The sequence below is a fragment of the Rhodococcus sp. B7740 genome (genome assembly GCF_000954115.1).
GTDB lineage: Bacteria > Actinomycetota > Actinomycetes > Mycobacteriales > Mycobacteriaceae > Rhodococcoides.
Map to the genome: position 1 here is coordinate 5,014,838 of NZ_CP010797.1, position 23,263 is coordinate 5,038,100.

Sequence of the window (23,263 nt, forward strand, 5' to 3'; positions counted from 1 at the left end):
CTTCGATGTCTTCTGGGGAAAGGCTTACGTGTGGTACGGCTCCGCGCTGACGAGCGTGACCTTCATGGTCTTGCCGTTGGGCAGTGTGTACTCGCGGGTGTCGCCGACCTTGGCGTCGATGAGCGATCCGCCCAGCGGTGACGCGGGGGAGTACACCTCGAGCTTGTTGTCGCGGGCACCCTCTTCGCGAGTGGCGATCAGGAACGTCTCCGTGTCGGACTCGTCGCCGTCGTAGTAGACCTTGACGACGGACCCGGGCAGTGCGACACCGGACTGAGTGGGTGCCTCGCCGACCTTCGCGTTGTTGAGCAGCTCCTGCAGCTGGCGGATACGTGCTTCCTGCTGGCCCTGCTCCTCACGCGCAGCGTGGTAGCCGCCGTTCTCCTTCAGATCGCCCTCTTCGCGACGCTCGTTGATCTCGGCGGCGATGACGGGGCGATTGGAAATGAGCTGGTCGAGTTCGCTCTTGAGCCTGTCGTGTGATTCCTGGGTAAGCCAGGTCACCTGGGTCTCGGTCATCTCGATCACTCCCTCGTAGTCGGAATCTCGAGTTCGGATTCCGGTTTCTGAGCAGGTAGGGCACGCAACGAACAGGGGACTCCAATGGTTGGATCCCCTTGGTCGGCCCACATCCTGGAGCCGTCGTCGTCGTTCGCAGGTGAACCCTGCCCGCAATGCAGCAATACACGGCACCTACTGCGGTGGCCGTGTATGGGCCGAGCTTACCACGAACAGGCAGTTCGCCTATCGGGCTCGTAAATATTCGGGAACATCGAGGCTGCAGCCGTAGACGTCGCCGACGGCGGGTGCGGCCGACGTCGTCACCTCGGTGGTCATCTCCACGGTGGTCGACGCCGACTCCGGCGGGATGTACACCTCACGTCTGCCGGTCTCGGAGCCGTCGCGCGATCGGGCGCGGACGATGCACACGGCCGGTTGCTCGGGATCCTGCCGGGTGACGCTGAACCTGATCGACATCGTCTGCTCGTCGACGATGTCGAACGAGAGCTGACTGCCCTCGATGGGTTTGACCGAGAACTTGCTGTACGCGTAGTAGGCCACACCCGTTCCGACCAGCAGGACCAACGCCACGAGTGCGATCTTCGTCGCACGTTTCGGGGCCTGCCGAACGCCGCTCGGACCGGAACCCGACGGGTATCTACCTGCGGGAAGTGCGTTGGTCATGTCAGCTCTCGGGGTCGATTCGGGGGTGCCGCTGGGTGCCTGTCGGCATTAGGTGGAACTATAGGTCAGGCAAGAACCAGGCGAATCCGAGGTGAGGAAGAACGTGTCCGGACTGCGGCTCATGGCAGTGCATGCCCATCCCGACGACGAGTCCAGCAAAGGTGCTGCGACAACGGCTCGCTACGCGGCCGAAGGGCACGAGGTTCTGGTCGTCACGCTCACCGGCGGCGAGCGGGGCGACATCCTCAATCCGGCGATGGACATACCGGGTGTGCACGAGCGCATCCGGGACGTTCGACGCGAGGAGATGGCGGAGGCCGCCCGCATCCTGGGCGTCCGCCAGACGTGGCTCGGCTTCGAGGACTCCGGGTTGCCCGAGGGCGATCCTCTACCGCCTCTCCCCGATGGCTGTTTCGCGCTGGTCCCGTTGGAGGTCTCCACCGAGGCGTTGGTGAAGGTGGTGCGCGAGTTCAAGCCGCACGTCATCACCACCTACGACGAGCGCGGCGGTTACCCGCATCCCGACCACATCCGCTGCCACGAGGTCTCGATGGCCGCATGGGAGGCCTCGGGCGATCCCGAACGCTTCCCCGACGCCGGTGAGCCCTGGACTCCGCTCAAGCTCTACTACTCGCACGGGTTCATCCGTAAGCGCATGCAGCTCTTCCACGATTGGTTCATCGATCGCGGTGAGGAGAGCCCGTTCGTCGACTGGCTCAAGCGTTGGGACGGCCAGCGGGACGAGATCATGGGTCGCATCACCACGCAGGTCACCGTCGGGGACTGGTTCGAGCAACGCGACGACGCACTGCGCGCACACGCGACGCAGATCGACCCCAACGGGTCGTTCTTCGCCGTGCCGCTGGACGTGCAGCGCAAGCTGTGGCCCACCGAGGAGTTCGAGTTGGCTCGCACTCGGGTCACGACGTCGCTGCCCGAGACGGACCTGTTCGCCGGAATAGAAGAGACCACCGAATGATCGTGTCGATCCTCGCCCAGCAGCCGACCGGCCCCGAGTTCGGTAAGTCATCGCCGATCGGCCTGGTGATCCTGGTTGCGCTGTTGGTCGGAACGGCACTGTTGATCTGGTCCATGAACAAGAAGATCAAGCGTCTGCCCGCCACGTTCGAGAAGGAGGATCCGACGTTGGATCAAGCCCTCGACGAAGGCACCGACCGCGGCGGGATCGCAGATCCGTCTGCGCCGGAACGGACTCGAACCGAACCCGCCGCCACCGACGAGCCCTGATGCTCGACGCCAATGCCCTCGGTGAGTCCACCAGCCCGTATCTGAGGCAGCACGCGGACAACCCGGTGCACTGGCAGCAATGGGGACCGCAGGCTCTGCAGTCCGCCCGTGATCGCGATGTTCCCATCCTGCTGTCGATCGGATACTCGGCGTGCCACTGGTGCCACGTCATGGCTCACGAGTCGTTCGAGGACGAGGCGACCGCGGCATCGATGAACGAGCATTTCGTGTGCATCAAGGTCGATCGCGAAGAACGACCCGACCTCGACTCGGTGTACATGAACGCCACCGTCGCGATGACCGGCCAAGGGGGGTGGCCGATGACGTGTTTCCTGACCCCCGACACCGAGCCGTTCTACTGCGGAACGTACTTCCCGCCGGCCCCGCGTCAGGGAATGCCGTCGTTCCAGCAGTTGCTCACCGCAATCGCCGACACCTGGTCGACGCGGCGACAGGAAGTGTTCGACGCCTCCGCCGACATCGTCACCGAACTGCGCAAACACAGCGCAGGCGTGCCCGCGGGCGGACGCCCGATCGACGCCGATGCTCTGGCGGCCTCGGTCTCGGCGATCTGCGCGGACGAGGACACCACCTACGGCGGCTTCGGCCGGGCACCGAAGTTCCCACCCGGCGCGCTGCTCGAAGGTCTGCTCCGGCACTACGAGCGCACCGGCGACACCGGGGTCCTCGGCGTCGTTCGCCGTACCGCGTCGGCCATGGCACGCGGTGGCATCTACGACCAGCTGGGCGGGGGATTCGCGCGCTACTCCGTCGATGCCGAGTGGGTCGTCCCGCACTTCGAGAAGATGCTCTACGACAACGCGCTGCTGTTGCGGTTCTACGCGCACGCGGCCAGGGTCGACGACGATGCGCTCGCCCGGCGGGTGGCGTCGGACACTGCGGAGTTCATGCTCCGTGAACTACGCACGGACAACGGTTGTTTCGCGTCGGCCCTCGATGCCGACACCGAAGGCATAGAGGGTCTGACCTACACGTGGACCCCGGAGCAACTGACCGAGACCCTCGGTTTCGAGGACGGCGTCTGGGCAGCGGGGTTGTTCGCGGTGAATTCGGCAGGCACGTTCGAGGCAGGCATGTCGGTACTGCAGCTGCCCGCCGAACCCGAGGACTACGACCGGTTCGCCCGGGTGCGCGGAGCACTGTCGGCCGCTCGCGCGACTCGGCCGCAACCCGGCCGCGACGACAAGGTCGTCACCGCGTGGAACGGGTTGGCGATCACCGCGCTGGTCGAGGCCGGAACCGGGCTGGGGCAGCCGCGTTGGGTCGACGCGGCAGTCGAGTGCGGCGAGCAGCTATTCGCCGGCCATGTCGAGTCCGGGCGGGTCCGCCGTGCCTCTCTCGGCGGAGCGGTGGGTGAGGCTACCGGTGTGCTCGAGGACTACGCGTGTCTCGCGGTCGCCGCGGCGGCGCTGTTCCAGGCCACCGGAGATTCGGTCTGGTCCGAGCGCATGACGTCGATCATCGACGCCGCGATCGAGCACTTCGCCGACCCCGACGACGTGGGCGGCTGGTTCGACACCGCCGACGACGCCGAGACTCTCGTGACCCGGCCTCGTGACCCGATCGACGGGGCCACCCCGTCGGGAGCATCCACGATGGCCGAGGCACTGCTCACCGCAGCTGCATTGGTCGATCACAGCTCCTCTGCGCGTTACGCCGAACTGGCGGCTGCCTCGCTGGCACGATCGGCGTCGATTCTCGAACGAGCGCCCAGGTCCGGCGGGCACTGGCTGGCGGTCGCAGAAGCGTCCGTTCGTGGCCCGATCCAGATTGCGGTGTCGACGGCACCCGGCGGTGATCTGCTCTCGGCCGTGCGGGCGCTGGCTCCTGGCGGTTCGGTCGTGGTGGCAGGCGTGACGGATTCGTCGGCGCTGCTGACCGACCGTCCACCCGTCGACGGCCTCGAAACGGCGTACGTGTGTCGTGGCTTCGTGTGCGACCGTCCTGTGACGTCTGCCGAAGATTTGCCGTTCGCACTGCAGAGGTGACGACGCTCGTCGATGCTTCGACGGGAGAACAGTACTGTTGCCGGGAGTTTCCTCGGCCTGGGGTGGTCGAACGTCTGTCAAGGGATCGACGGTGTCATGAGTGAAGGTGTCATGAATGAGGGTGTGATGCGTGCGGGCACCGTGTACGAGGCAGTGACCGACGAACAACGCGCTGCTGTCGCCGAGTTCGTGGCCGCGGTTCCGATGGCGGCCATGGTGCATTCGATGCAGTACGAGGTCGTCGGTGCAAACATCCTGTGCGAGGGTGTGCTCGGGTGCGCGGTGGACGACATGGTCGGTCGACCCGTTGCGGATTTCGTGCCGCTCGGCGATCGCGCGTCCGCGACGCGCATCGCGGTCGAACTCGAGCACCGGTATCCCGATGCGGGCTCCGCCGATCAGGGTCGACCGATCGGAGCGCTGCGTCGAGTGCGCCGCGGCGACGGGGAGGTCGTCTCCTGCTGGATGCATGTCGGAATCGCGAAGATCGCCGGGCGTCGGTTCATCGTTGCACTGCTGGATCTGGTCAATCCGGTCGCGGACGACACCGTTCGTTGGCGCGATCGCGCCGAGCGCGACGAGTTGACCGGATTGCTGCGACGTGGGCCCTTGCTCGCCCACGTCGACGAATGGATCGCCGGAGATCTGCCGGTCGCTCTGGCATTCGTCGACGTCGACAGGCTGAAATCGATCAACGACGTGCACGGTCACGCTGCGGGCGACGCCATTCTGGAGGCAGCGGGACGTCGCCTGCACCAGTGGTCGCCGCGCGGGAGCGTCGTCGGTCGGTACGCGGGAGACGAGTTCGTGTTCGCCGTGTCGTTCGACGGGGCGAAGGGGACCGACAGCGCCCATATCGCGGATTCGGTGCGATCGGCGATCTGCGGAGAGCCGGTGCCGTTCGGATCGAATCTGCTCGGGGTGTCGGTGAGTGTCGGCGTTGCCGTGCGTGAGCCGGGGGAGTCGAGAGATCGACTGATTCAGCGCGCCGACGCACTGATGTATCGAGACAAGGCAGCTCGAAGCAGCTGAGGGCGGATCAGAACAGTACGAGCCACACGGCGACCAGGTGGCAGGTTGCCGCCAGGACCGTCGCGGCGTGGAAGAACTCGTGATGGCCGAAGGTGGTGGGCCAAGGATTCGGCCACTTGGTGGCGTACAGCACGGCCCCGACGCTGTAGAACACCCCGCCCACGAGCAGCAACAGAAACGGTGCAAAGCCGACGTGCTCGATCAGCGCGGGTGCGACCGGGACGATCGCCCAGCCGAGGAGTAGGTACAGCGGTACTCCGACCCATCGGGGAGCTGTGGGCCACAACATCTTCAGTGCCACCCCGGCGAGGGCCCCGACCCACACGACGACGAGCAGCACGCGTCCGGTCGAGGCGGGTAGACCCAGCACGGCGAACGGGGTGTAGCTACCTGCGATGAACAGGAAGATCATCGAATGATCGGCGCGCTTCATCCAGATCTGCGACGCCGCGGTCTTCCAGTGCACGCGATGGTAGGTGGCACTGACCCCGAACACGCCGCAGACGGTGACGGAGTACACGCTCACGGCCACCCCCGCACTGACCGAGACCATGCTGAACGCGAGGGTGACGAGGGTGATAGCGCACACCACCGCCACGCCGAACGCGTACAGGTGAATCCAGCCGCGCATACGTGGTTTGACGGGAATCTCGTCCAGTCCGAACATCGTCATGAAAGATGACCTCTCCGTACCGCCGGCGAAACCTACGCCACCGTAGGTTCTGACGCTACTGTACCGGCGACCGGCTCGCAGACGTCGGCGTAAGGTGATCCTTCGTGGTGATGAGAGCAGCGGTGACGAAGCAGTGGTGATCATTCCGCAGAAGGTCCGCGGCGTTCTCTACAACGTGTACGAGCGGCGTCTGCTGAGCCAGCTCGAAGGGGTTCAGCACCCTCGGCACGTGGCGGTGATGTGCGACGGCAATCGCCGCTGGGCGCGCGAGAACGGATTCACCGACGTCGCGCACGGGCACCGGATGGGAGCCCTGAAGATCGCCGAGATGCTCGGCTGGTGTGACGCGGCCGGAATCGAGATGGCCACCATCTACCTGCTCTCCACCGAGAACCTGCGCCGAGACGCGGACGAATTGGATTCACTGCTCGATATCATCACCGACGTCGTCGAGGAGATCTGCGGACCCGAGATGAACTGGGGCGTCAAACTCGTCGGCACCCTCGATCTGCTCCCCGCGTCGACCGCGCGTCGGCTCAAGGAAGCAGCAGCGCTGACCGAGGGACGATCCGGAACGCACGTCAATGTCGCCGTCGGATACGGCGGGCGGCAGGAAATCGCCGACGCCGTGCAGTCCCTCGTCAGCGAGAAGATCGCCGAGGGCGTCAGTGGCGACGACCTGGTGGCGTCGATCAACGTCGACGAGATCGGCAGTCACCTCTACACCTCCGGCCAACCCGACCCGGATCTCGTCATCCGCACCTCGGGCGAACAGCGACTGTCCGGCTTCCTGCTGTGGCAGAGCGCGTACTCGGAAATCTGGTTCACCGAGGCCTACTGGCCCGAATTCCGTCGCGTCGACTTCCTGCGTGCGCTGCGCGACTTCGCGGCCAGACACCGACGTTTCGGTATCTGATCGAGTTCGGCTCTACAGCTTACGAAGCCGCAGCCGGTTGATCGCGTGGTCGTTGTCCTTGCGCAGCACCATCGTCGCTCGCGGTCGCGTGGGCAGGATGTTCTCCACCAGGTTGGGCAGGTTGATCGAATGCCACAGATCCTCGGCCGCGATCTGCGCGTGGTCGTCGGACAGGCCTGCGTAGTGGTGGAAGTGCGAGGACGGATCGGTGAAGGACGTCTTGCGCAATGCGAGAAAGCGTTTGACGTACCAACTCTCGATGTCCTCGATCCGCGCGTCGACGTAGATCGAGAAGTCGAACAGATCCGAGACCATCAACCGTGGTCCGGTCTGTAAAACGTTGAGCCCCTCCACGATCAGGATGTCCGGTTGACGGACCATGTGGTACTGGCCCTTGACGATGTCGTACGAGACGTGCGAATAGACCGGTGCGCCGACCTCTTCGGTACCGGACTTGACCTCGGTGACGAATCTGAGCAGTTTGCGCCTGTCGTAACTCTCGGGAAATCCCTTGCGGTGCAGTATGCCTCGACGCATGAGCTCGGCCGTCGGATACAGGAATCCGTCGGTGGTGACCAGATCGACCCGCGGATGGTGGTCCCATCGAGCCAGGAGTGCCTGCAGCACACGGGCCGTCGTCGACTTGCCGACGGCGACACTGCCCGCGACACCGATGACGAACGGGACCTGACGGTCGGGGTGCTTCTCGCCGAGGAACGTCGCGGTCGCGGCGAACAGTCGTTGCCGAGCCGCGACCTGGAGGTGAATCAGTCGTGCCAGCGGCAGATAAACCTCCGCCACCTCGTCGAGATCGATCTGTTCACCCAGACCACGCAGACCGACGAGTTCTTCCTCGGTCAGCACCAACGGCGTGGATTGGCGCAGCGTGCGCCACTGCACACGGTCGAACTCGACGTACGGACTGGACTCGCTCACGCACCGCTCCAACAGGTCGGAGCTGCGGAGGGTTCGGCTGAGCTCCTGTCGAGCGCGAGTCGCATGGTTCCAGATTGTGCTCGGTGCCGGTCGATCGCGCACGGGCGGGGTCGTTCGCCGTACTAGGGTTCGGTTATGGATGCTGCTTCCCTCGTTCGTGAATACCTGCTGCTGGGCCTGAGTTTCGACCGGCTCGAAGACGGATTCGTCGACGCGTACACCGGCGATCCCGAGTTGCGTCGTATCACCGAGAACGCCCCCGCGCCCGAGCCGCGTGAGCTGATCCGTCGGGCACAGACACTGCGCGCCGAGCTCGGCAACGTCGATCTGACGCCCGAGCGCACGACGTTCCTGGACGTCCACCTGCGCGCACTCGAATGCTCGGCACGCAAGTTCGCAGGCGAGGACATCGGCTTCGTCGACGAGGTCTACGCCTACTTCGACGTCCGAATCTCCGCGGGCGATCAGGACCAGTACCTGCAGGCACACCGCATGATGGACGAGGTCCTCGCCGGTCCCGGGTCGCTGGGCGAACGGTTGATCGCGCATCGCCGAGCCGACGTGATTCCGGCCGACCGACTGCAGGACTGTGTCGAGGCGTTCTCGTCCGCACTGCGCGACCGCGTCCGCGCCGAGTACACACTGCCCGACACCGAGAAAGTGACCTACGAGGTCGTCGGCGACAAGCCGTGGTCGGGGTTCAACTACTACCTCGGTGACTACCGGTCGACCGTCGCGATCAACTCCGACATCGAGCAGCAGATGGCCAATCTGCCGCACCTGATCGCGCACGAGTCCTATCCCGGCCACCACACCGAGCACTGCCGCAAGGAGACCGGACTGGTCGGTGCAGGCCAGCTGGAGCAGACGCTGTTCCTGGTCAACACCCCGCAGTGCCTGATGGCCGAGGGCCTGGCCGATCACGCCCTCGGGGCCATCGTGGGCGAGGGCTGGGGCCTGTGGGCGCAGGAGATCTACGCCGATCTGGGTCTGCGGTTCGACGGCGACAAGGCCGAGCGTCTCGCGGCCGCGTCGAGCCGGCTGCTGGGGGTGCGCCAGGACGCCGCGCTGCTGCTGCACGACCAGCACAAGAGCGAGGACGACGTAGCCGCCTACCTGGAGCGATGGTCGTTGGCATCGCCGCAGCGCGCCCGGCACAGCCTGCGGTTTCTGTCCTCCCCGCTGTGGCGGGCGTACATCAGCACCTACGTCGAGGGCTACAAGCTGCTGGCCGGCTGGCTGGACCGTGGCGAGACGGCGAGTGAGCGCGCGCAGCTGTTCGGCAGGCTGCTCGACGAGCCACTGACACCCGGTGCAGTGCGCGTCTCGTAAACTGGCCGAGCCCCCTTCATTCTGCTGTCCCTTTGGAGACTCCTGTTATGACTGACGTCAACAACCTGTCACTGGCCGAACTCGATCCCGAGGTCGCCGAGGCGATGGCCGGTGAGCTGGGGCGTCAGCGCGACACTCTCGAGATGATCGCCTCGGAGAACTTCGTCCCCCGCGCGGTGTTGCAGGCCCAGGGCAGCGTCCTGACCAACAAGTACGCCGAGGGCTACCCAGGCCGCCGCTACTACGGCGGTTGCGAGCACGTCGACATCGTCGAGGATCTCGCGCGCAACCGCGCGAAGGAACTCTTCGGTGCCGAGTTCGCCAACGTGCAGCCGCATGCAGGCGCACAGGCCAATGCCGCCGTGCTGATGGCCCTGATCAACCCGGGCGACAAGATCATGGGCCTCGACCTGGCGCACGGCGGCCACCTCACGCACGGCATGAAGCTCAACTTCTCGGGCAAGCTCTACGAGGTCGAGTCGTACGGGGTGTCGAAGGAAGACCACCGGATCGACATGGACGAGGTGCGCAAGCAGGCCATCGCCGCCAAGCCGCAGGTGCTCATCGCCGGCTGGTCTGCCTACCCGCGCCACCAGGACTTCGCTGCGTTCCGCTCCATCGCCGACGAAGTGGGCGCACTGCTCTGGGTGGACATGGCGCACTTCGCCGGACTCGTCGCCGCAGGCGTGCACCCCTCGCCCGTGCCGTACGCGGACGTCGTCTCCTCGACCGTGCACAAGACCCTCGGTGGACCCCGCTCCGGCATCATCCTGGCCAAGAAGGAATGGGCCAAGAAGCTCAACTCCGCAGTGTTCCCCGGCCAGCAGGGCGGGCCGCTGATGCACGCCATCGCCGCCAAGGCCGTCGCCTTCAAGATCGCTGCGATGCCCGAGTTCAAGGAACGCCAGGAACGCACCCTCCTCGGTGCATCGCTGCTCGCCGATCGCCTCACCGGTGCCGACGTCGCCGACAAGGGCATCTCCGTCCTCACCGGCGGCACCGACGTGCACCTCGCGCTCGTCGACCTGCGCAACTCCGAGCTCGACGGCCAACAGGCCGAGGACCTCCTGCACGAGGTCGGCATCACCGTCAACCGCAACGCAGTGCCCTTCGACCCCCGCCCGCCGATGGTCACCTCCGGCCTGCGCATCGGCACCGGCGCACTGGCAACCCGCGGATTCGGCGAGGCCGAGTTCACCGAGGTGGCCGACATCATCGGCACCGCCCTGGCCACCGGCGAGGCCAGCGATTCCCTCAAGGACCGCGTCGTGAAGTTGGCACAGAGCAAGCCACTGTACGAGGGCCTCGAAGACTGGGGACTGCTGGGCTGACCCAGCACTCGCGCCCACCCCGGTCCGCGTCAATGGACCATTGCACCGCTCGGACGTATGCAGTGGTCCATTCACGCAGAACCCTGGTCTGGGTCAATGGACCATTGCAGCGCCCAGACGTATGCAGTGGTCCATTGACGCATCCGGGGAGGGCACTCTCGGCACCGCTCGATTGCCGACCTGGGTCGATTCGGCCGTAACGCGTTGTTCACCGACACGCCAGACTTCCAACGAGCCGAACCTCGATTTCGGCGGTACCGTCGGCAGTAACAGGCAGCGGGGAAGCTACCTGTGCGGGAGGTTCTGATACGTGACTGAGCTAGTGAGCGCGAGAGGGCCGGTACCCGGTCCTCGTGTCACCTGACACATCGGACCCGACCGGCCGAGCGACAGAGTTTGCGCGGTACCGCGCAGACGTAGGAGCCCCACGTGACCACTTCACGCTCCGTTTCCGCCCCTCTTCGGACATTCGTGCTCGATACCTCGGTCCTGCTTTCGGATCCGTGGGCAGTCATCCGGTTCGCCGAGCACAATGTGGTACTTCCGCTGATCGTCATCAGCGAGTTGGAGGGCAAACGCCACCATCACGAATTGGGATGGTTCGCGCGGGAATCCTTGCGCATGCTCGACGACCTGCGCGTCGAGTTCGGTCGACTCGACCAGCCGGTTCCCATCGGAACATCGGGCGGCACACTGCAAGTCGAGCTCAATCACACCGATCCCTCGGTACTTCCCGTCGGATTCCGCACCGACTCCAACGATTCTCGAATCCTCGCCTGTGCCCTCAATCTGAAGGCAGAGGGCAAGGACGTCGTGCTCGTCAGCAAGGACATTCCGTTGCGCGTCAAGGCCGGTGCCGTCGGTCTCCCCGCCGACGAATACCACGCACACGACGTGGTGCCGTCCGGTTGGACCGGAATGACCGAACTCGAAGTACCGTCCGACGCAGTCGACACGCTGTTCAACGACGGCGTCATCGACCTCGTGGAAGCGCGAGACCTGCCGTGTCACACGGGAGTTCGACTGCTTGCCGGACGGCAGAGCGCGCTGGGTCGCGTCACGCCGGACAAGCAGATCCAACTCGTGCGCGGTGAGCGTGAGGCGTTCGGCCTGCACGGCCGTTCGGCGGAACAGCGAGTGGCGCTGGATCTTCTGCTCGACGAGAGCATCGGCATCGTCTCGCTCGGCGGAAAAGCAGGCACCGGTAAGTCCGCTCTGGCGCTGACCGCCGGATTGGAGGCCGTTCTCGAACGTCGCTCGCACCGCAAAGTCGTTGTCTTCCGGCCTCTCTACGCCGTCGGTGGCCAGGAGCTCGGCTACCTCCCCGGTAGCGAGAGCGAAAAAATGGGTCCCTGGGGTCAGGCGGTCTTCGACACCCTCGAAGGGCTCGCGAGCCCGGAAGTGATGGAGGAGGTCATCGCCCGCGGAATGCTGGAAGTGTTGCCATTGACGCACATTCGCGGCCGATCGCTGCACGACTCCTTCGTGATCGTCGACGAGGCGCAGTCACTCGAACGCAACGTGCTGCTGACGGTTCTGTCCCGGCTCGGTTCGGGCTCACGCGTCGTACTCACCCACGACGTCGCTCAGCGAGACAACCTGCGCGTCGGACGACACGACGGCGTCGCTGCAGTGATCGAAAAGCTCAAGGGTCACCCACTTTTCGCGCACATCACCCTCACCCGCAGCGAGCGTTCACCGATCGCGGCACTGGTGACGGAAATGCTCGAAGAGTTCGGGCCTTCGGGAGCCTGATCCCCCTGGGAGCGTGGAGCCTGCGGGTCGTTTCGCAGGCTCCACTCCTGCCTTCAGGGTCGTTTCGCAGGCTCCACTCCTGCCTCGTACCGCACTACGAAGTTCCGCTCACAGGGGTCACCGGCCGAGCACGGCCCGGAATGCCCCTCGCACAAACCCTTTCAGGAAGTCGACGTTGTCGAAGTAGTCCCGCCACACGGCTACTTTGCCGTCGCGCAGCTCGAAGGTTCCGCACACCCAGAACTCGATTCGGAGTCGTCGCCAGATCAGCACATCGGTGCGCTCGGTGAGCACGACGTCTCCGTCGGCAGCGATGTTGTGCACGACCACGTCGAAGCCGAACGCAGGCTTGGCGAGCGTCGCCATGAACCTGCCCACGTTCGAGTGGCCGCGAACCTTCGGTAAGCCGACGTTGTGCCACACGACGCGTTCGTCGAGGAGCGACATGGCGCGCTCGGTGTCTCGACTTCTCAACGCGTCGAACAGATTCACTACGGTCTCGGTTGCCTGCTGTGTGTCGGTCACTTGGTGAATCGTCCCAATCCATCGCCGTCGAAGAACTCCAGGGTCAGCGTGTTCCCGTCGAACGTCGCCTCGGAAACGGTTCCGTCGGGTGCATTCTCACCGGTCGGTTCGAACGTGAACGTATCACCGTCCCAGGGCGACAACTCGTAGGAGGTTCCGTTCGGCCGGATGGCCAACACCAGTTTCCCGTTGACCTCCGTTATCGTCGCAGGCCCCCAATAGCTGTTCTGGTACACCCCTGTGTACGACGTGAGAGGTTGTGGTGCAGCGGCATTCGTGGGCGGGGTCTTGCCTGCGAGCTCGCCCTCCGGTTCGCTCATGCCGGCAAAGGCGTTCTTGTACAGCGTTCGCCAGTCCTCCCGCACCTCGCCGAACTGGACGAGGTCAGCGAACTCGGCGGTCACCGTTTCGGCGATGCCGATGGGTGCGGCATTGGTCAGTACGACGATGGCCACGTCGAGGGATGGAATCCAGACGAAGTTGGTGCCCGCTCCGAGCGCGAATGCTCCCGAATGGCTCACCGTCGTGCGACCGGCCGCACTGGTGGAGACGTTGAATCCGTAGCCGTAGTAGCCGGCGCGTGAATCCGGTGTCTCCGACGGGCTCGAGACGATCTGCGCGCTGATCGCGGGCAGGAGGGCTTCGGGGTCCACGAGCTGTCGTCCGTCGTGGTTTCCGTCGGCGATCAGCATCGTCAGCCACTTCGCGAGGTCGTTCACCGAGGAACTGACGCCACCGGCCGGGGTCTGTGGATCGGGTTCCCGCTGGTACTTCGCCTGGTACTCGCCGTCGACGAGTACGTGGGGTACGGCCCGATCGGCCCGCGCGATGTAGTCCGCGAACGACGAGCTGGTCGAGGTCATGCCGAGCGGGCCGTAGATCGTGTCCTGGCTGAGGGTGTCCCAGTCCTTGCCCGACGCCGCAGCGACGGCCTCGGCCGCAGCCGTGATGCCGAAGTTGGTGTAGTGGTACGTGGAGCGGAACGGGTCGAGGGGGACCTCGCGCAGGCGTTCGAGAATCTGTCTGCGGTCGTAACCGAGGTCCTCGAGCAGATCGCCTTCGTGCTCGGGCAGCCCGCTTCGATGCGCATAGAAGTCGCCGACCGTGACGTTCTGGGTCACCCACGGGTCGTCGAGAGCGAACCACGGCAATTCCGAGACCACCGGCGTCGACCAGTCGATCACGCCCGCTCCCACCTGGGACGCGATGACCGTCGCACCCACCGATTTGGACAGCGACGCCAACTGGAACACCGAGTCACCGTCGACGGGTTCGTCCGAGCCCACTTCGCGGACGCCGAACCCCTTCGAGTAGACGACGTCGGATCCGTGCACGACGGCTATGGCCATCCCGGGGATGTTCGACGATGCCATCAGCTCCTCGGCGATGCCGTCGAGCTTGCCGACGGCATCGTCGACGCGGCCGGCCGGAACATCGACGCCCGCGACCTGACCTGGGGACAGGTCACTGGTCGGCGCGGGCTCGGATGTCGGGGGACTGTCTGCGGTCGGTGCGTCGTTCGAGCATCCGACCAGCACGATCAGAGAGCACACAGCAACAAGACACAGAGAATTTCGACCCGACCGCATCACGAGGAGTCCTCACTTCGATGATTGGATGCACATGAGAATAGACCCGCAACGACCTGGCGTTAGGAGAATTCACAATGGTCAGGGGCGCGACGTCGGGCACTCGGGCGCAGGCGCTACGGTTACCGCATGTCTACGAACCTGTCCGACGGTGATCTGCTGGTCCGTTTGGAGCCCGCGGTCGAAGAGAATCTACGACGCCACATCGAGGCAGCGAGCGATTGGCACCCCCATGACCTCGCGCCGTTCGACGACGGCAAGAACTTCGCGTTCCTCGGTGGCGAGGACTGGTCGCCCGAGCAGTCGCATCTCAGCGATGTCGAAATCCTGTCCGCCACGGTCGGCGTGCTGGTGGCCGACAACCTGCCTGCGTACCACCGCGAACTGGCCCACGCGCTCACCGGCCTCGGTGCCTGGTGGAAGTGGACCGGCCGATGGACGTCGGAGGAGAACCGGCAGTCGATAGTGTTGCGCAACTTCCTGGTGCTCACCCGTGCAGTCGATCCGGTCGCCCTCGAGCGGGTACGGATGGAGCACATGACGCTCGGATACGATGCGCCCAGCCAGCATCTGCTCGACATCCTCGCGCATTTCGCCATCGAGGAGGCCGCTGCCGCCCTGCGTAACCGCAACACCATCGCTCTCGGCAAGGATCCGGTGTTGGCCACCATCCTCGGCAAGATCGCCGACGACGACGCCCTGCAGTCGACGTTCTACGCCAATATTCTGAACGAGGCCTTCGCCGTGGTTCCCGATCAGGCCGCCCGCGCCATCGCAGACCGGGTCAACGGATTCAAGATTCCCGAGGTCGACCTGCCGGACCGCGGCAGCAGCACCGCCGCTCTCGCCGAAGCCGGAATCTACGACGCCGATCAGGAACGCGAGAAGGTGTTCAAGCCGCTGCTCGCGGGCTGGAAGATCTTCGATCGCACCGATCTGGGCGAGGACGGCCTGAAGGCACGCGAGGAACTCGCTCACCTCGCCTGAGGTTCGGCCCCTTTCGAAAGCGTGAATGGTCCATTGCACACGTCTCGGCGGTGCAATGGACCATTCACGCGTTCAGGGGTCCGACGGGGCGAACGGGAAAGCTAGTCCTTGACCTTCGCCATGGCGAGGACGTCGAGGCGCTTGTCGAGTTCGGCTTCGCTGAGCTTGTCGCCGATCAGTCCGCGGTCGATGACCGTCTGACGGATCGTCTTCTTCTCCTTCAGTGCCTGCTTGGCGACTGCGGCGGCTTCCTCGTAGCCGATCGCGGAGTTCAGCGGCGTCACGATGGACGGCGAGGACTCGGCGAGGGTCTTGAGGTGCTCGACGTTGGCTTCGAGTCCGACGACGCACTTGTCGGCGAACAGCACCGAGACGTTGGCGAGCAGCTTGAACGACTCGAGCACGTTGCGCGCCATCATCGGGATGTAGACGTTGAGCTCGAATGCGCCCGACGCGCCACCGAATGCGACTGCGGCGTCGTTGCCGATGACCTGAGCCGCGACCTGCGTAACAGCTTCGGGCAGAACGGGATTGACCTTGCCGGGCATGATGGAGCTGCCGGGCTGCAGGTCGGGGAGGGCGATCTCGCCGAGTCCGGTGAGCGGTCCCGATCCCATCCAGCGAATGTCGTTGGCAATCTTGGTCAGTGAGACCGCGATGGTGCGCAGTGCGCCCGAGGCCTCGACGAGTCCGTCACGTGCGGCCTGCGCCTCGAACGAATCCTTGGCGGCGGTCAGTGCGTCGATGCCGGTCGACTCGACCAGTGCTGCAACGACTTTCGGGCCGAAGCCGTCGGGTGCGTTGAGTCCGGTGCCGACGGCGGTGCCGCCGATGGGCAGTTCACCGAGCCGCGGCAGGGTGGCCTCGACGCGTTCGATGCCTGCTTCGATCTGACGGGCGTAACCGCCGAATTCCTGACCGAGGGTGACCGGAACGGCATCCATGAGGTGGGTGCGGCCGGACTTGACGACGTGCTTCCACTCCGTTGCCTTGGTCACGAGAGCCTCGTGGAGGTGACGCAGTGCGGGCACGAGCGAGGTCACGGCTGCCTCGGTGGCGGCGACGTGAGTGGCCGTCGGGAACGTGTCGTTGGAGGACTGCGACATGTTCACGTGGTCGTTGGGGTGCACCTCGACGCCTGCCGCCTTGGCGATCGACGCGATGACCTCGTTGGCGTTCATGTTCGAGCTGGTGCCCGAGCCGGTCTGGAAGACGTCGATCGGGAACTGGTCGTCGTGCTTGCCGTCGGCGATCTCGGTGGCGGCGGCGATGATCGCGTCGGCCAGCGTGCCGTCGAGCAGACCGAGGTCTTTGTTGACCTGCGCGCAGGCTGCTTTGAGCAGGCCCATCGCGCGAATCTGAGTGCGCTCGAGCGGGCGGCCCGAGATGGGGAAGTTCTCCACGGCACGCTGCGTCTGGGCACGCCAGAGCGCATCGATGGGTACGCGAACCTCTCCCATCGTGTCGTGCTCGATCCGGAACTGCTGTTCGTTCTCTGTCATTGACCTCTTGCCTCGGTAGGGGAGCGGAAACTTCGTCGAGCGGACGGTCAGAAGGACGGGATGGCGCCGGAGGTGTCGCCGTCGAAGTCGATGGTCGAGTACTCCTTGAGCTTGTTGAGCTGGTGGTACGCGTCGATCATGCGGACGGTGCCGGACTTCGAGCGCATCACGATGGACTGCGTGTGTGCACCGCCGCCCGAGTATCGGACGCCCTGGAGCAGGTCGCCGTCGGTGACGCCGGTCGCGGTGAAGAAGACGTTCTCGCCCGAGACCAGGTCCTCGGTGGACAGGACGCGATCGAGATCGTGTCCGGCGTCGATCGCCTTCTGGCGTTCGTCGTCGTCGGTCGGAGCCAGCATGCCCTGGTGGACGCCGCCCATGCAGCGCATCGCGGCCGCCGCGATGATGCCTTCGGGAGTTCCGCCGGTGCCCATGAGGATGTCGATGGGGGAGGTGGGTCGGGCGGCGGCGATGGCACCTGCGACGTCGCCGTCGGAGATCAGACGAATGCGAGCGCCGGTGTCGCGCACCTGCTGGATCAGTTCGGCGTGCCGGGGTCGGTCGAGGATGCACACCGTGACGTCGGAGGAGGATCCCTTCTTGATCTTGGCGACGCGGGCGATGTTCTCCGCGACCGGTGCGGTGATGTCGATGACGTCGGCGAAGTCGGGTCCGACGGCGATCTTCCTCATGTAGAAGACGGCGGACGGATCGAACATGGCACCGCGCTCGGCGACCGCGAGAACGGAGATGGCGTTGGGCATGCCCTTGGCCATCAGCGTTGTGCCGTCGACGGGATCGACGGCGAAGTCGACCTCGGGGCCGTTGCCGTTGCCGACCTGTTCGCCGTTGTAGAGCATCGGCGCTTCGTCCTTTTCGCCCTCGCCGATGACGACGACGCCGCGCATCGAGACCGAGCTGACCAACTGACGCATGGCGTCGACTGCTGCTCCGTCGCCACCTTCCTTGTCGCCGCGACCGACCCAGCGACCCGAGGCGAGCGCACCGGCCTCGGTGACGCGTACGAGTTCGAGTGCGAGGTTGCGATCTGGCGCCATGGCGCGAGTGGACTCGGTGCTGGCCGTCATCGGTTTGTAGCCTCCTGGTTGGTGGGGTGTTACCCAGGCGCGATTATCTCACTTCTGTGATGCCCGCGGTGGGGTCGGGTCGTCTGTGAGGCACGCGCCGACCGAGCACTGCTGCGCAGAGGGGATACTGGTGAGGTGGCGAACAGCAAACCCCGGATTCTCAACAACAGCCGCGACATGGTGTGGTCGCTCATACCGCTGGTCATCGCATGTTTGCTGATCGCCGGTATTGCCAGTCAGTGCTCGCTGAGCCCCGGTGGGCCCAAGCAGGGCCCCATCCCCAACTTCGACATCGACACTGCGCTGCAGTACGACGCGTCCGAAATCGGCTTTCCGGTGCGCAATCCGGCTGTTCCCGAGGATTGGACCCCCAACTCGGGCAGTCGTCCGACGATCGCAGGCGACAACGGCGGACAGGTGTCGACTGTCGGATACATCACCGGATCGGGTGCGTATCTGCAGCTGACCCAGACCAGCGCCGTCGAGGAAGTGTTGGTTCCCTTCGTCGCCGGCGAGGAGACGGTGTACGCGTCGGGCACACAGAACGTGTCGGGTCGGGACTGGGTCGTCTACGGCGAGGAGGGCTCGCGAAAGTACTGGGTCTCGGACTTCGGTGACGTGCGAATCCTGCTGGGCGGTACTGCCGGCACCGAGGACTTCACCACGCTGGCCGAGTCCCTCGAGGTGACCGAACCGCTCACGCCCTAGCTGTGCTTCTCGGTACTCGCGAGCGCGGTCTCGATTCGCTTGCGGGCACCGGCGAGCTGCTCCTCGCAGCGAGTGGCCAGCTGCTCTCCCCGCTCCCACAGGGCCAGGGAGGCATCGAGATCGAGCCCGCCCTGCTCGAGGATCTTCACCACGCCCACCAATTCGTCGCGGGCCTCTTCGTAGCCCAGTTCCGATACCGGCTTGTCGTTCTCGCTCATGCGTACTCCTTCTGTCATTTGACTCGCCCCATGACTGCGGCGGTGACGGCACCGTCGGCCACGCGCACTCTGATCTGTGTACCCGGTGGCGCGTCCTCGACCGAACGCAGAACCTCGGGATCCGAACCCGCGACCACCCGCTGTACGACGGCATAGCCTCGAGCAAGTGTGGCAGCAGGCCCCAGCGTCGACAGCCTGGCCCGCAGATGTTCGACGAGCGTGTCCTGTGTGGTGAGTTCGCGCTGTACGTCGCGTCGGGCCGCATCGAGCAGCCGCCGAATCTCCTCGCGACGCTGCTCGAGTGCGGCCAGTGGGTCCGCCAGCACCGGGCGGTGTCGAAGCATGTCCAGGCCGCGTGCCTCGCGCTCGACCCAATTGCGCAGCGCTGCAGCACTTCTCGACTTCAATTCCGAGACGAGAGCTTGTTCGGCGACGGCGTCGGGCACCACGAGTTTGGCGGCATCGGTAGGGGTTGCGGCCCGCAGGTCGGCCACGTGGTCGCTGAGCGGGCTGTCGGGCTCGTGGCCGATCGCACTGACGATCGGCGTGGTGGCGCGAGAGATGGCGCGGCACAGGGCCTCGTCGGAGAACGGCAGCAGATCCTCGACGCTACCGCCGCCTCGGGCGAGGATGATGACGTCGACGGCGGGGTCGTCGTTCAGCTCCTTCAGGGCGTCCAGAATCGCCGGCACCGATTGCGGACCCTGAACAGGTGTGTTGCGAACCTCGAATCGGACCGCGGGCCAACGCCTCTGCGCGACGGTGAGCACGTCCTTCTCGGCTGCGCTGGCGCGTGCGGTGATCAGGCCGATGGTGCCCGGCAGGAACGGCAGCGGACGTTTCAGGCGCGGGTCGAACAATCCTTCCGCGGCGAGCAGGGCTCTGAGTCGTTCGATGCGAGCCAGCAGTTCGCCGACGCCCACCGCGCGAATGTCCGTGGCGCGCAGCGAGATCGTTCCCCTGCCGGTGAAGAACGACAGCTTGCCGTAGAGGATGACGCGGGCACCCTCGGTCAGCGGAACGGGTGAACGATCGAGCAACTGCGGCGAACACGTCACCGACAGCGACATGTCGGCCGACGGATCGCGCAGTGTCAGAAAGGCCGTTCTGGTGCCGGGGCGAGCGTTGATCTGGGTGAGCTGCCCCTCCACCCAGATGGAGCCGAGCTTGTCGATCCAGCCGGCGACCTTCATGGCGACGGTACGCACCGGCCATGGCTGTTCGGCGGTGCTCGCGCCTGGTTGGGTGGGACCGGACTGAGTAGGGGGAGTGCTCACTTGGCCTTGGCGGTGGTGATGCGGTTGGCGAGCATCGTCTGGAACGGTGCGCGGGAGAGCGTGTCGTTCTCGTACTCGAGCAGGGTTTCGAGGTCCTCGATCGAGAGTGTGCGCAGGCGCGCGCGCAGCTGCGCCAGGGCGAGGGTGTCGAAGTCGATCATCTCGACGATCTCGGGCTTGTCGGCGGAGGGAGCGCGCTTGGCCGAGGTGTCCTGGACCGGCTCGTCCAGCGGAGGCGTCGAGTACAGAGCGAAGCGGCCGTTCGCAGCGACGGGCTCGGCCACGGTGGCGTCGGGCACATCGACGTCGTCGGTGATGACAGCGGCGTCGAATCTCGACTCGGTGTCGAAGGTCTCGTCTCCGTCGTCGTCGAAGCTGGCCCAGGCGGGCTGCTCCTCGGTCGGGGTCCCGATGACCGGCAGGGTCGCGATGATCAGATCGCCCTTGATGGCCAGCGCCGTCACCTGCTGCTGGAATCGCATGCCACGCGCCAGTGCCTCGCTGACGACCGTCATCGGCAGCATCAGGGCGGAACCGGGAAGCTTGCGAGCCTCTTCCACGACGGTCACGGCGACGCCTGCAGCCACGCGCGCTGCAAAGGGGACTCGAGTCATGTGCACCAGACTGCCCGAAACCGTGAACTTTGGGTAGCCGACAGGCGGTACGACCCACTCCAGCCGGTGCTCGAGGTCACGGAAACGAGGTAGCCGCGCTCGGTGCACGTATCCTGGTAGGTATGTCTTCGGCTGTTCCACTGAATCTTGGTATTGCACAGTCCGCCGGTACGGGTGCGTCCTCGTACGCCGGGGGTAAGCGAGTGTTGCTCGCGGAGCCGCGGGGCTACTGCGCGGGTGTCGATCGTGCGGTCGAGACCGTCGAGAAGGCGCTCGAACAGCACGGTGCGCCGGTGTACGTGCGCAAGGAGATCGTGCACAACCGGCACGTGGTCGAGACGCTGTCCGATCGCGGCGCGGTGTTCGTGGAGGAAACCGACGAGGTTCCTGAGGGATCGCTGCTGGTGTTCTCCGCGCACGGTGTCTCACCTGCCGTACACACCTCTGCGGCCGAGCGAAACCTGCGCACGATCGACGCCACCTGCCCCTTGGTGACCAAGGTGCACCAGGAAGCCAAACGCTTCGCCCGAGACGACTACGACATCCTGCTCATCGGCCACGAAGGTCACGAGGAGGTCGAGGGCACCGCAGGTGAGGCTCCCGAGCACATTCAGCTGGTCGACGGGCCCGAATCGGTCGACAACGTCACCGTTCGAGACGAGAACAAGGTCATCTGGCTGTCCCAGACCACGCTGAGTGTCGACGAGACGATGCTGACGGTCGCGAAACTGCGTGAGCGCTTCCCGACGCTGCAGGACCCGCCCAGCGACGACATCTGCTACGCCACACAGAACCGTCAGGTCGCCGTGAAAGCGATGGCACCGGAATGCGATCTGGTGATCGTCGTCGGCTCCAAGAACTCCTCCAACTCGGTGCGGTTGGTCGAGGTCGCGCTCGGTGCGGGTGCGCGAGCGAGCTACCTCGTCGACTACGCCAAGGAAATCGACCTGGCCTGGCTCGACGGGGTCGAGACGATCGGTATCACCTCGGGTGCGTCCGTACCGGAGATCCTGGTGCAGGGCGTCATCGAACTGTTCGCCGAGCACGGCTATGCAGACGTTCAGCCGGTCACCACCGCCAACGAGACCCTGGTGTTCTCTCTGCCCCGAGAGTTGCGTCCCGCTCGCTAGAAGCGACGTCAGCGAAAAGTCGACGCCTCGTATCGGAAACCTGCGCAGGAGCAGGAACCGATACGGGGCGTTTCTTCGTGTTCGGGCTAGTCGCTGTGGCGGTCGCGGTAGCGAACCCGCGGCACCGGATGCGGGGGAATGTCGTCCCGGTGCGGGGTGGGTAGAGCGTGATTGCCCTGGCCGTCCTCTGCGGGCGAACCGGGTGCCGCGGAACCGTTCGTCCGAGGAGTAACGACGGGCCTGGCTCCGGTGCTGTACGGATCGGCAACCTCGCGAGGAGCGTGAACCCGGGCCGAGCGCTCCCGACGAGGTTCGGTCGAATACCGGGGCTCTGCCGAGAAACGAGGCTCGGACGGTTGCGGTCGCTGTGCCTCACGGGACTGTCCCTGCGGATACTGCGTTCGCGGGTACTCGGGCTTCTGGTATTCGGGCTTGTAGTCCTGCCGAGGTGAGTCGGTGGCGGCGTATCGAGTCTGTGGTGCCGACGCGGCCGATCGTCGTGGGCTCGAACTCGAGCGAGGTTCGGTGTCGGGTCGCGGGCGGGAATCGGTGTTTCTGCGACCGACGTACGGCCCGGGCACGATGTCGGTGGCCTCGGCCGCGGAGTCGGTGCTGCGATCGGCTGCAGCTGCGCGCCTGCGGGACCGTTCCGGGCGCTCGTCCTGTGCCCGGCGCTGGGCTCTGGTCGCCTTGTCGTCGCCGGGCTTGCGGCTGCGTCGAACAGTGCCCTCGGTCTTCTGGCTTCGTCGAAGGGTGGGGGCATGCGTGTTCTGGCGTTTGAGCACGATGCGCAGGACTCCGAGTCCGACGGCGACCACGGTGCCGAGCAGCATCAGCGGAAACCGGTTGACCAGCGGAATGGCAACGTTGAGGATGATGTCCTTGAGGCTGGTGCCTGCGTTGTCGGTGAAGTACTGGTACGACAGCGGCACGGCCACGAACAGGATCAGTGGGGCTTGCACCATCGCCGTGAACAGTCCGCGGAAGCGGACCAGAAGGACGCCGGCGATGCAGCCGAGGATGTACATGAACGCGAACGCACCGGTCAGCTCGGTACCGCGTGCGGCATCGATCAGAAATCCGAGAAAAGTCAGTCCCGCGGCGATCGCGACGGCACCCCATGCGGGAACGCCGGGCAGGGTCGCGAGGATGGATCGGTGATCCAGCGGTACCCCGGAGCGGGCACGTTGGGAGGTAGACACCCCCCG

At 65.4% G+C, this 23,263-nt stretch carries 23 protein-coding genes; 11 read left to right on the forward strand and 12 right to left on the reverse strand.

Annotated elements, in window-relative coordinates:
- Nucleotides 1-24 precede the first annotated feature (24 nt).
- On the reverse strand, nt 25-519 hold the full coding sequence (gene greA, locus NY08_RS23515; RefSeq protein ID WP_032394210.1) for a transcription elongation factor GreA: 495 nt from the start codon (nt 517-519) through the stop codon (nt 25-27).
- A gap of 225 nt (nt 520-744) precedes the next feature.
- A complete protein-coding gene (locus NY08_RS23520; RefSeq protein ID WP_045199113.1) occupies nt 745-1,185 on the reverse strand; it encodes a DUF4307 domain-containing protein in 441 nt (146 codons plus the stop codon).
- Between the two features lie 103 nt (nt 1,186-1,288).
- Here NY08_RS23520 and mca point away from each other — a divergent pair, with 103 nt between their 5' ends.
- The 4 genes from mca (at nt 1,289) to NY08_RS23540 (ending at nt 5,474) form a co-directional block, all read left to right on the forward strand.
- Nucleotides 1,289-2,164, forward strand: a complete 876-nt coding sequence (gene mca / locus NY08_RS23525; RefSeq protein ID WP_179275446.1) for a mycothiol conjugate amidase Mca — start codon at nt 1,289-1,291, stop codon at nt 2,162-2,164.
- Nucleotides 2,161-2,433, forward strand: coding sequence for a hypothetical protein (locus NY08_RS23530; RefSeq protein ID WP_045199114.1), 273 nt, complete (start codon nt 2,161-2,163; stop codon nt 2,431-2,433). The genes mca and NY08_RS23530 overlap by 4 nt, the downstream gene beginning before the upstream one ends.
- Nucleotides 2,433-4,442 carry a thioredoxin domain-containing protein gene (locus tag NY08_RS23535; RefSeq protein WP_045199115.1) on the forward strand — a complete coding sequence of 670 codons (2,010 nt, stop codon included), beginning with the start codon at nt 2,433-2,435 and terminating at the stop codon, nt 4,440-4,442. Before NY08_RS23530 ends, NY08_RS23535 begins: the two co-directional genes overlap by 1 nt.
- A gap of 111 nt (nt 4,443-4,553) precedes the next feature.
- Nucleotides 4,554-5,474: a sensor domain-containing diguanylate cyclase gene (locus NY08_RS23540; RefSeq protein WP_052683927.1), complete on the forward strand. Its 921-nt coding sequence runs from the start codon at nt 4,554-4,556 to the stop codon at nt 5,472-5,474.
- A 7-nt stretch (nt 5,475-5,481) separates the two neighbouring features.
- Here the strand turns inward: NY08_RS23540 and trhA are convergent, their stop codons facing one another.
- Nucleotides 5,482-6,147 carry a PAQR family membrane homeostasis protein TrhA gene (gene trhA, locus NY08_RS23545; RefSeq protein WP_032394022.1) on the reverse strand — a complete coding sequence of 222 codons (666 nt, stop codon included), beginning with the start codon at nt 6,145-6,147 and terminating at the stop codon, nt 5,482-5,484.
- 133 nt (nt 6,148-6,280) lie between these two features.
- Between trhA and NY08_RS23550 the strand changes: the two genes are divergently transcribed.
- Nucleotides 6,281-7,063, forward strand: a complete 783-nt coding sequence (locus tag NY08_RS23550; protein ID WP_032394023.1) for an isoprenyl transferase — start codon at nt 6,281-6,283, stop codon at nt 7,061-7,063.
- 12 nt (nt 7,064-7,075) lie between these two features.
- Here NY08_RS23550 and coaA read toward each other — a convergent pair whose 3' ends face one another.
- A complete protein-coding gene (coaA, locus tag NY08_RS23555) occupies nt 7,076-7,999 on the reverse strand; it encodes a type I pantothenate kinase (protein WP_037191653.1) in 924 nt (307 codons plus the stop codon).
- 135 nt (nt 8,000-8,134) lie between these two features.
- Here coaA and NY08_RS23560 point away from each other — a divergent pair, with 135 nt between their 5' ends.
- The 3 genes from NY08_RS23560 to NY08_RS23570 all read left to right on the forward strand — a co-directional run bounded on the left by NY08_RS23560 (nt 8,135) and on the right by NY08_RS23570 (nt 12,417).
- A complete protein-coding gene (locus NY08_RS23560) occupies nt 8,135-9,331 on the forward strand; it encodes a hypothetical protein (RefSeq protein WP_045199117.1) in 1,197 nt (398 codons plus the stop codon).
- Nucleotides 9,332-9,378: 47 nt separating this feature from the next.
- Nucleotides 9,379-10,662, forward strand: a complete 1,284-nt coding sequence (gene glyA / locus NY08_RS23565) for a serine hydroxymethyltransferase (RefSeq protein WP_045199118.1) — start codon at nt 9,379-9,381, stop codon at nt 10,660-10,662.
- 429 nt (nt 10,663-11,091) lie between these two features.
- Entirely contained in the window at nt 11,092-12,417 is a 1,326-nt protein-coding gene (locus NY08_RS23570; RefSeq protein WP_176459373.1) for a PhoH family protein, read from the forward strand.
- A gap of 117 nt (nt 12,418-12,534) precedes the next feature.
- Here the strand turns inward: NY08_RS23570 and NY08_RS23575 are convergent, their stop codons facing one another.
- Both NY08_RS23575 and NY08_RS23580 read right to left on the reverse strand, forming a co-directional pair.
- Nucleotides 12,535-12,942, reverse strand: coding sequence for a limonene-1,2-epoxide hydrolase family protein (locus tag NY08_RS23575; protein WP_082073927.1), 408 nt, complete (start codon nt 12,940-12,942; stop codon nt 12,535-12,537).
- Entirely contained in the window at nt 12,939-14,531 is a 1,593-nt protein-coding gene (locus NY08_RS23580; RefSeq protein ID WP_045199120.1) for a serine hydrolase, read from the reverse strand. The genes NY08_RS23575 and NY08_RS23580 overlap by 4 nt, the downstream gene beginning before the upstream one ends.
- A gap of 129 nt (nt 14,532-14,660) precedes the next feature.
- Between NY08_RS23580 and NY08_RS23585 the strand changes: the two genes are divergently transcribed.
- Nucleotides 14,661-15,518 (forward strand): acyl-ACP desaturase, encoded by an 858-nt coding sequence (locus tag NY08_RS23585; protein WP_045199121.1) that lies wholly within the window; start codon nt 14,661-14,663, stop codon nt 15,516-15,518.
- A 101-nt stretch (nt 15,519-15,619) separates the two neighbouring features.
- On the opposite strand, the gene NY08_RS23590 is transcribed toward NY08_RS23585, so the two are convergent.
- Both NY08_RS23590 and glpX read right to left on the reverse strand, forming a co-directional pair.
- A complete protein-coding gene (locus NY08_RS23590) occupies nt 15,620-17,020 on the reverse strand; it encodes a class II fumarate hydratase (protein ID WP_032394030.1) in 1,401 nt (466 codons plus the stop codon).
- Nucleotides 17,021-17,067: 47 nt separating this feature from the next.
- Complete coding sequence (gene glpX, locus NY08_RS23595; RefSeq protein WP_045199122.1) at nt 17,068-18,108, reverse strand: class II fructose-bisphosphatase; 1,041 nt, start codon at nt 18,106-18,108, stop codon at nt 17,068-17,070.
- Between the two features lie 135 nt (nt 18,109-18,243).
- Between glpX and NY08_RS23600 the strand changes: the two genes are divergently transcribed.
- Nucleotides 18,244-18,816, forward strand: coding sequence for a DUF4245 domain-containing protein (locus NY08_RS23600; RefSeq protein WP_045199123.1), 573 nt, complete (start codon nt 18,244-18,246; stop codon nt 18,814-18,816).
- On the opposite strand, the gene NY08_RS23605 is transcribed toward NY08_RS23600, so the two are convergent.
- From NY08_RS23605 to NY08_RS23615, 3 genes are read right to left on the reverse strand one after another with little or no spacing between them, the layout of a single operon-like run.
- Nucleotides 18,813-19,034, reverse strand: coding sequence for an exodeoxyribonuclease VII small subunit (locus NY08_RS23605; protein ID WP_032394033.1), 222 nt, complete (start codon nt 19,032-19,034; stop codon nt 18,813-18,815). The genes NY08_RS23600 and NY08_RS23605 overlap by 4 nt on opposite strands.
- Before the next feature lie 14 nt (nt 19,035-19,048).
- Nucleotides 19,049-20,311, reverse strand: a complete 1,263-nt coding sequence (xseA, locus tag NY08_RS23610; RefSeq protein WP_045199124.1) for an exodeoxyribonuclease VII large subunit — start codon at nt 20,309-20,311, stop codon at nt 19,049-19,051.
- Entirely contained in the window at nt 20,308-20,925 is a 618-nt protein-coding gene (locus NY08_RS23615; protein ID WP_045201051.1) for a lipid droplet-associated protein, read from the reverse strand. The genes xseA and NY08_RS23615 overlap by 4 nt, the downstream gene beginning before the upstream one ends.
- Before the next feature lie 122 nt (nt 20,926-21,047).
- Between NY08_RS23615 and NY08_RS23620 the strand changes: the two genes are divergently transcribed.
- On the forward strand, nt 21,048-22,055 hold the full coding sequence (locus tag NY08_RS23620) for a 4-hydroxy-3-methylbut-2-enyl diphosphate reductase (RefSeq protein WP_045199125.1): 1,008 nt from the start codon (nt 21,048-21,050) through the stop codon (nt 22,053-22,055).
- Between the two features lie 86 nt (nt 22,056-22,141).
- Here the strand turns inward: NY08_RS23620 and NY08_RS25355 are convergent, their stop codons facing one another.
- Nucleotides 22,142-23,257, reverse strand: coding sequence for a DUF6542 domain-containing protein (locus NY08_RS25355; RefSeq protein WP_052683928.1), 1,116 nt, complete (start codon nt 23,255-23,257; stop codon nt 22,142-22,144).
- Nucleotides 23,258-23,263: the final 6 nt, after the last annotated feature.

Bases quoted from the DNA above. Each gene is read 5' to 3' on its own strand.
- greA (WP_032394210.1), bottom strand. From the start codon at position 519: ATGACCGAGACCCAGGTGACCTGGCTTACCCAGGAATCACACGACAGG.
- NY08_RS23520 (WP_045199113.1), bottom strand. From the start codon at position 1,185: ATGACCAACGCACTTCCCGCAGGTAGATACCCGTCGGGTTCCGGTCCG.
- NY08_RS23530 (WP_045199114.1), top strand. From the start codon at position 2,161: ATGATCGTGTCGATCCTCGCCCAGCAGCCGACCGGCCCCGAGTTCGGT.
- NY08_RS23535 (WP_045199115.1), top strand. From the start codon at position 2,433: ATGCTCGACGCCAATGCCCTCGGTGAGTCCACCAGCCCGTATCTGAGG.
- NY08_RS23540 (WP_052683927.1), top strand. From the start codon at position 4,554: ATGAATGAGGGTGTGATGCGTGCGGGCACCGTGTACGAGGCAGTGACC.
- trhA (WP_032394022.1), bottom strand. From the start codon at position 6,147: ATGACGATGTTCGGACTGGACGAGATTCCCGTCAAACCACGTATGCGC.
- NY08_RS23560 (WP_045199117.1), top strand. From the start codon at position 8,135: ATGGATGCTGCTTCCCTCGTTCGTGAATACCTGCTGCTGGGCCTGAGT.
- glyA (WP_045199118.1), top strand. From the start codon at position 9,379: ATGACTGACGTCAACAACCTGTCACTGGCCGAACTCGATCCCGAGGTC.
- NY08_RS23580 (WP_045199120.1), bottom strand. From the start codon at position 14,531: ATGCGGTCGGGTCGAAATTCTCTGTGTCTTGTTGCTGTGTGCTCTCTG.
- NY08_RS23585 (WP_045199121.1), top strand. From the start codon at position 14,661: ATGTCTACGAACCTGTCCGACGGTGATCTGCTGGTCCGTTTGGAGCCC.
- NY08_RS23590 (WP_032394030.1), bottom strand. From the start codon at position 17,020: ATGACAGAGAACGAACAGCAGTTCCGGATCGAGCACGACACGATGGGA.
- glpX (WP_045199122.1), bottom strand. From the start codon at position 18,108: ATGACGGCCAGCACCGAGTCCACTCGCGCCATGGCGCCAGATCGCAAC.
- NY08_RS23605 (WP_032394033.1), bottom strand. From the start codon at position 19,034: ATGAGCGAGAACGACAAGCCGGTATCGGAACTGGGCTACGAAGAGGCC.
- NY08_RS23615 (WP_045201051.1), bottom strand. From the start codon at position 20,925: ATGACTCGAGTCCCCTTTGCAGCGCGCGTGGCTGCAGGCGTCGCCGTG.
- NY08_RS23620 (WP_045199125.1), top strand. From the start codon at position 21,048: ATGTCTTCGGCTGTTCCACTGAATCTTGGTATTGCACAGTCCGCCGGT.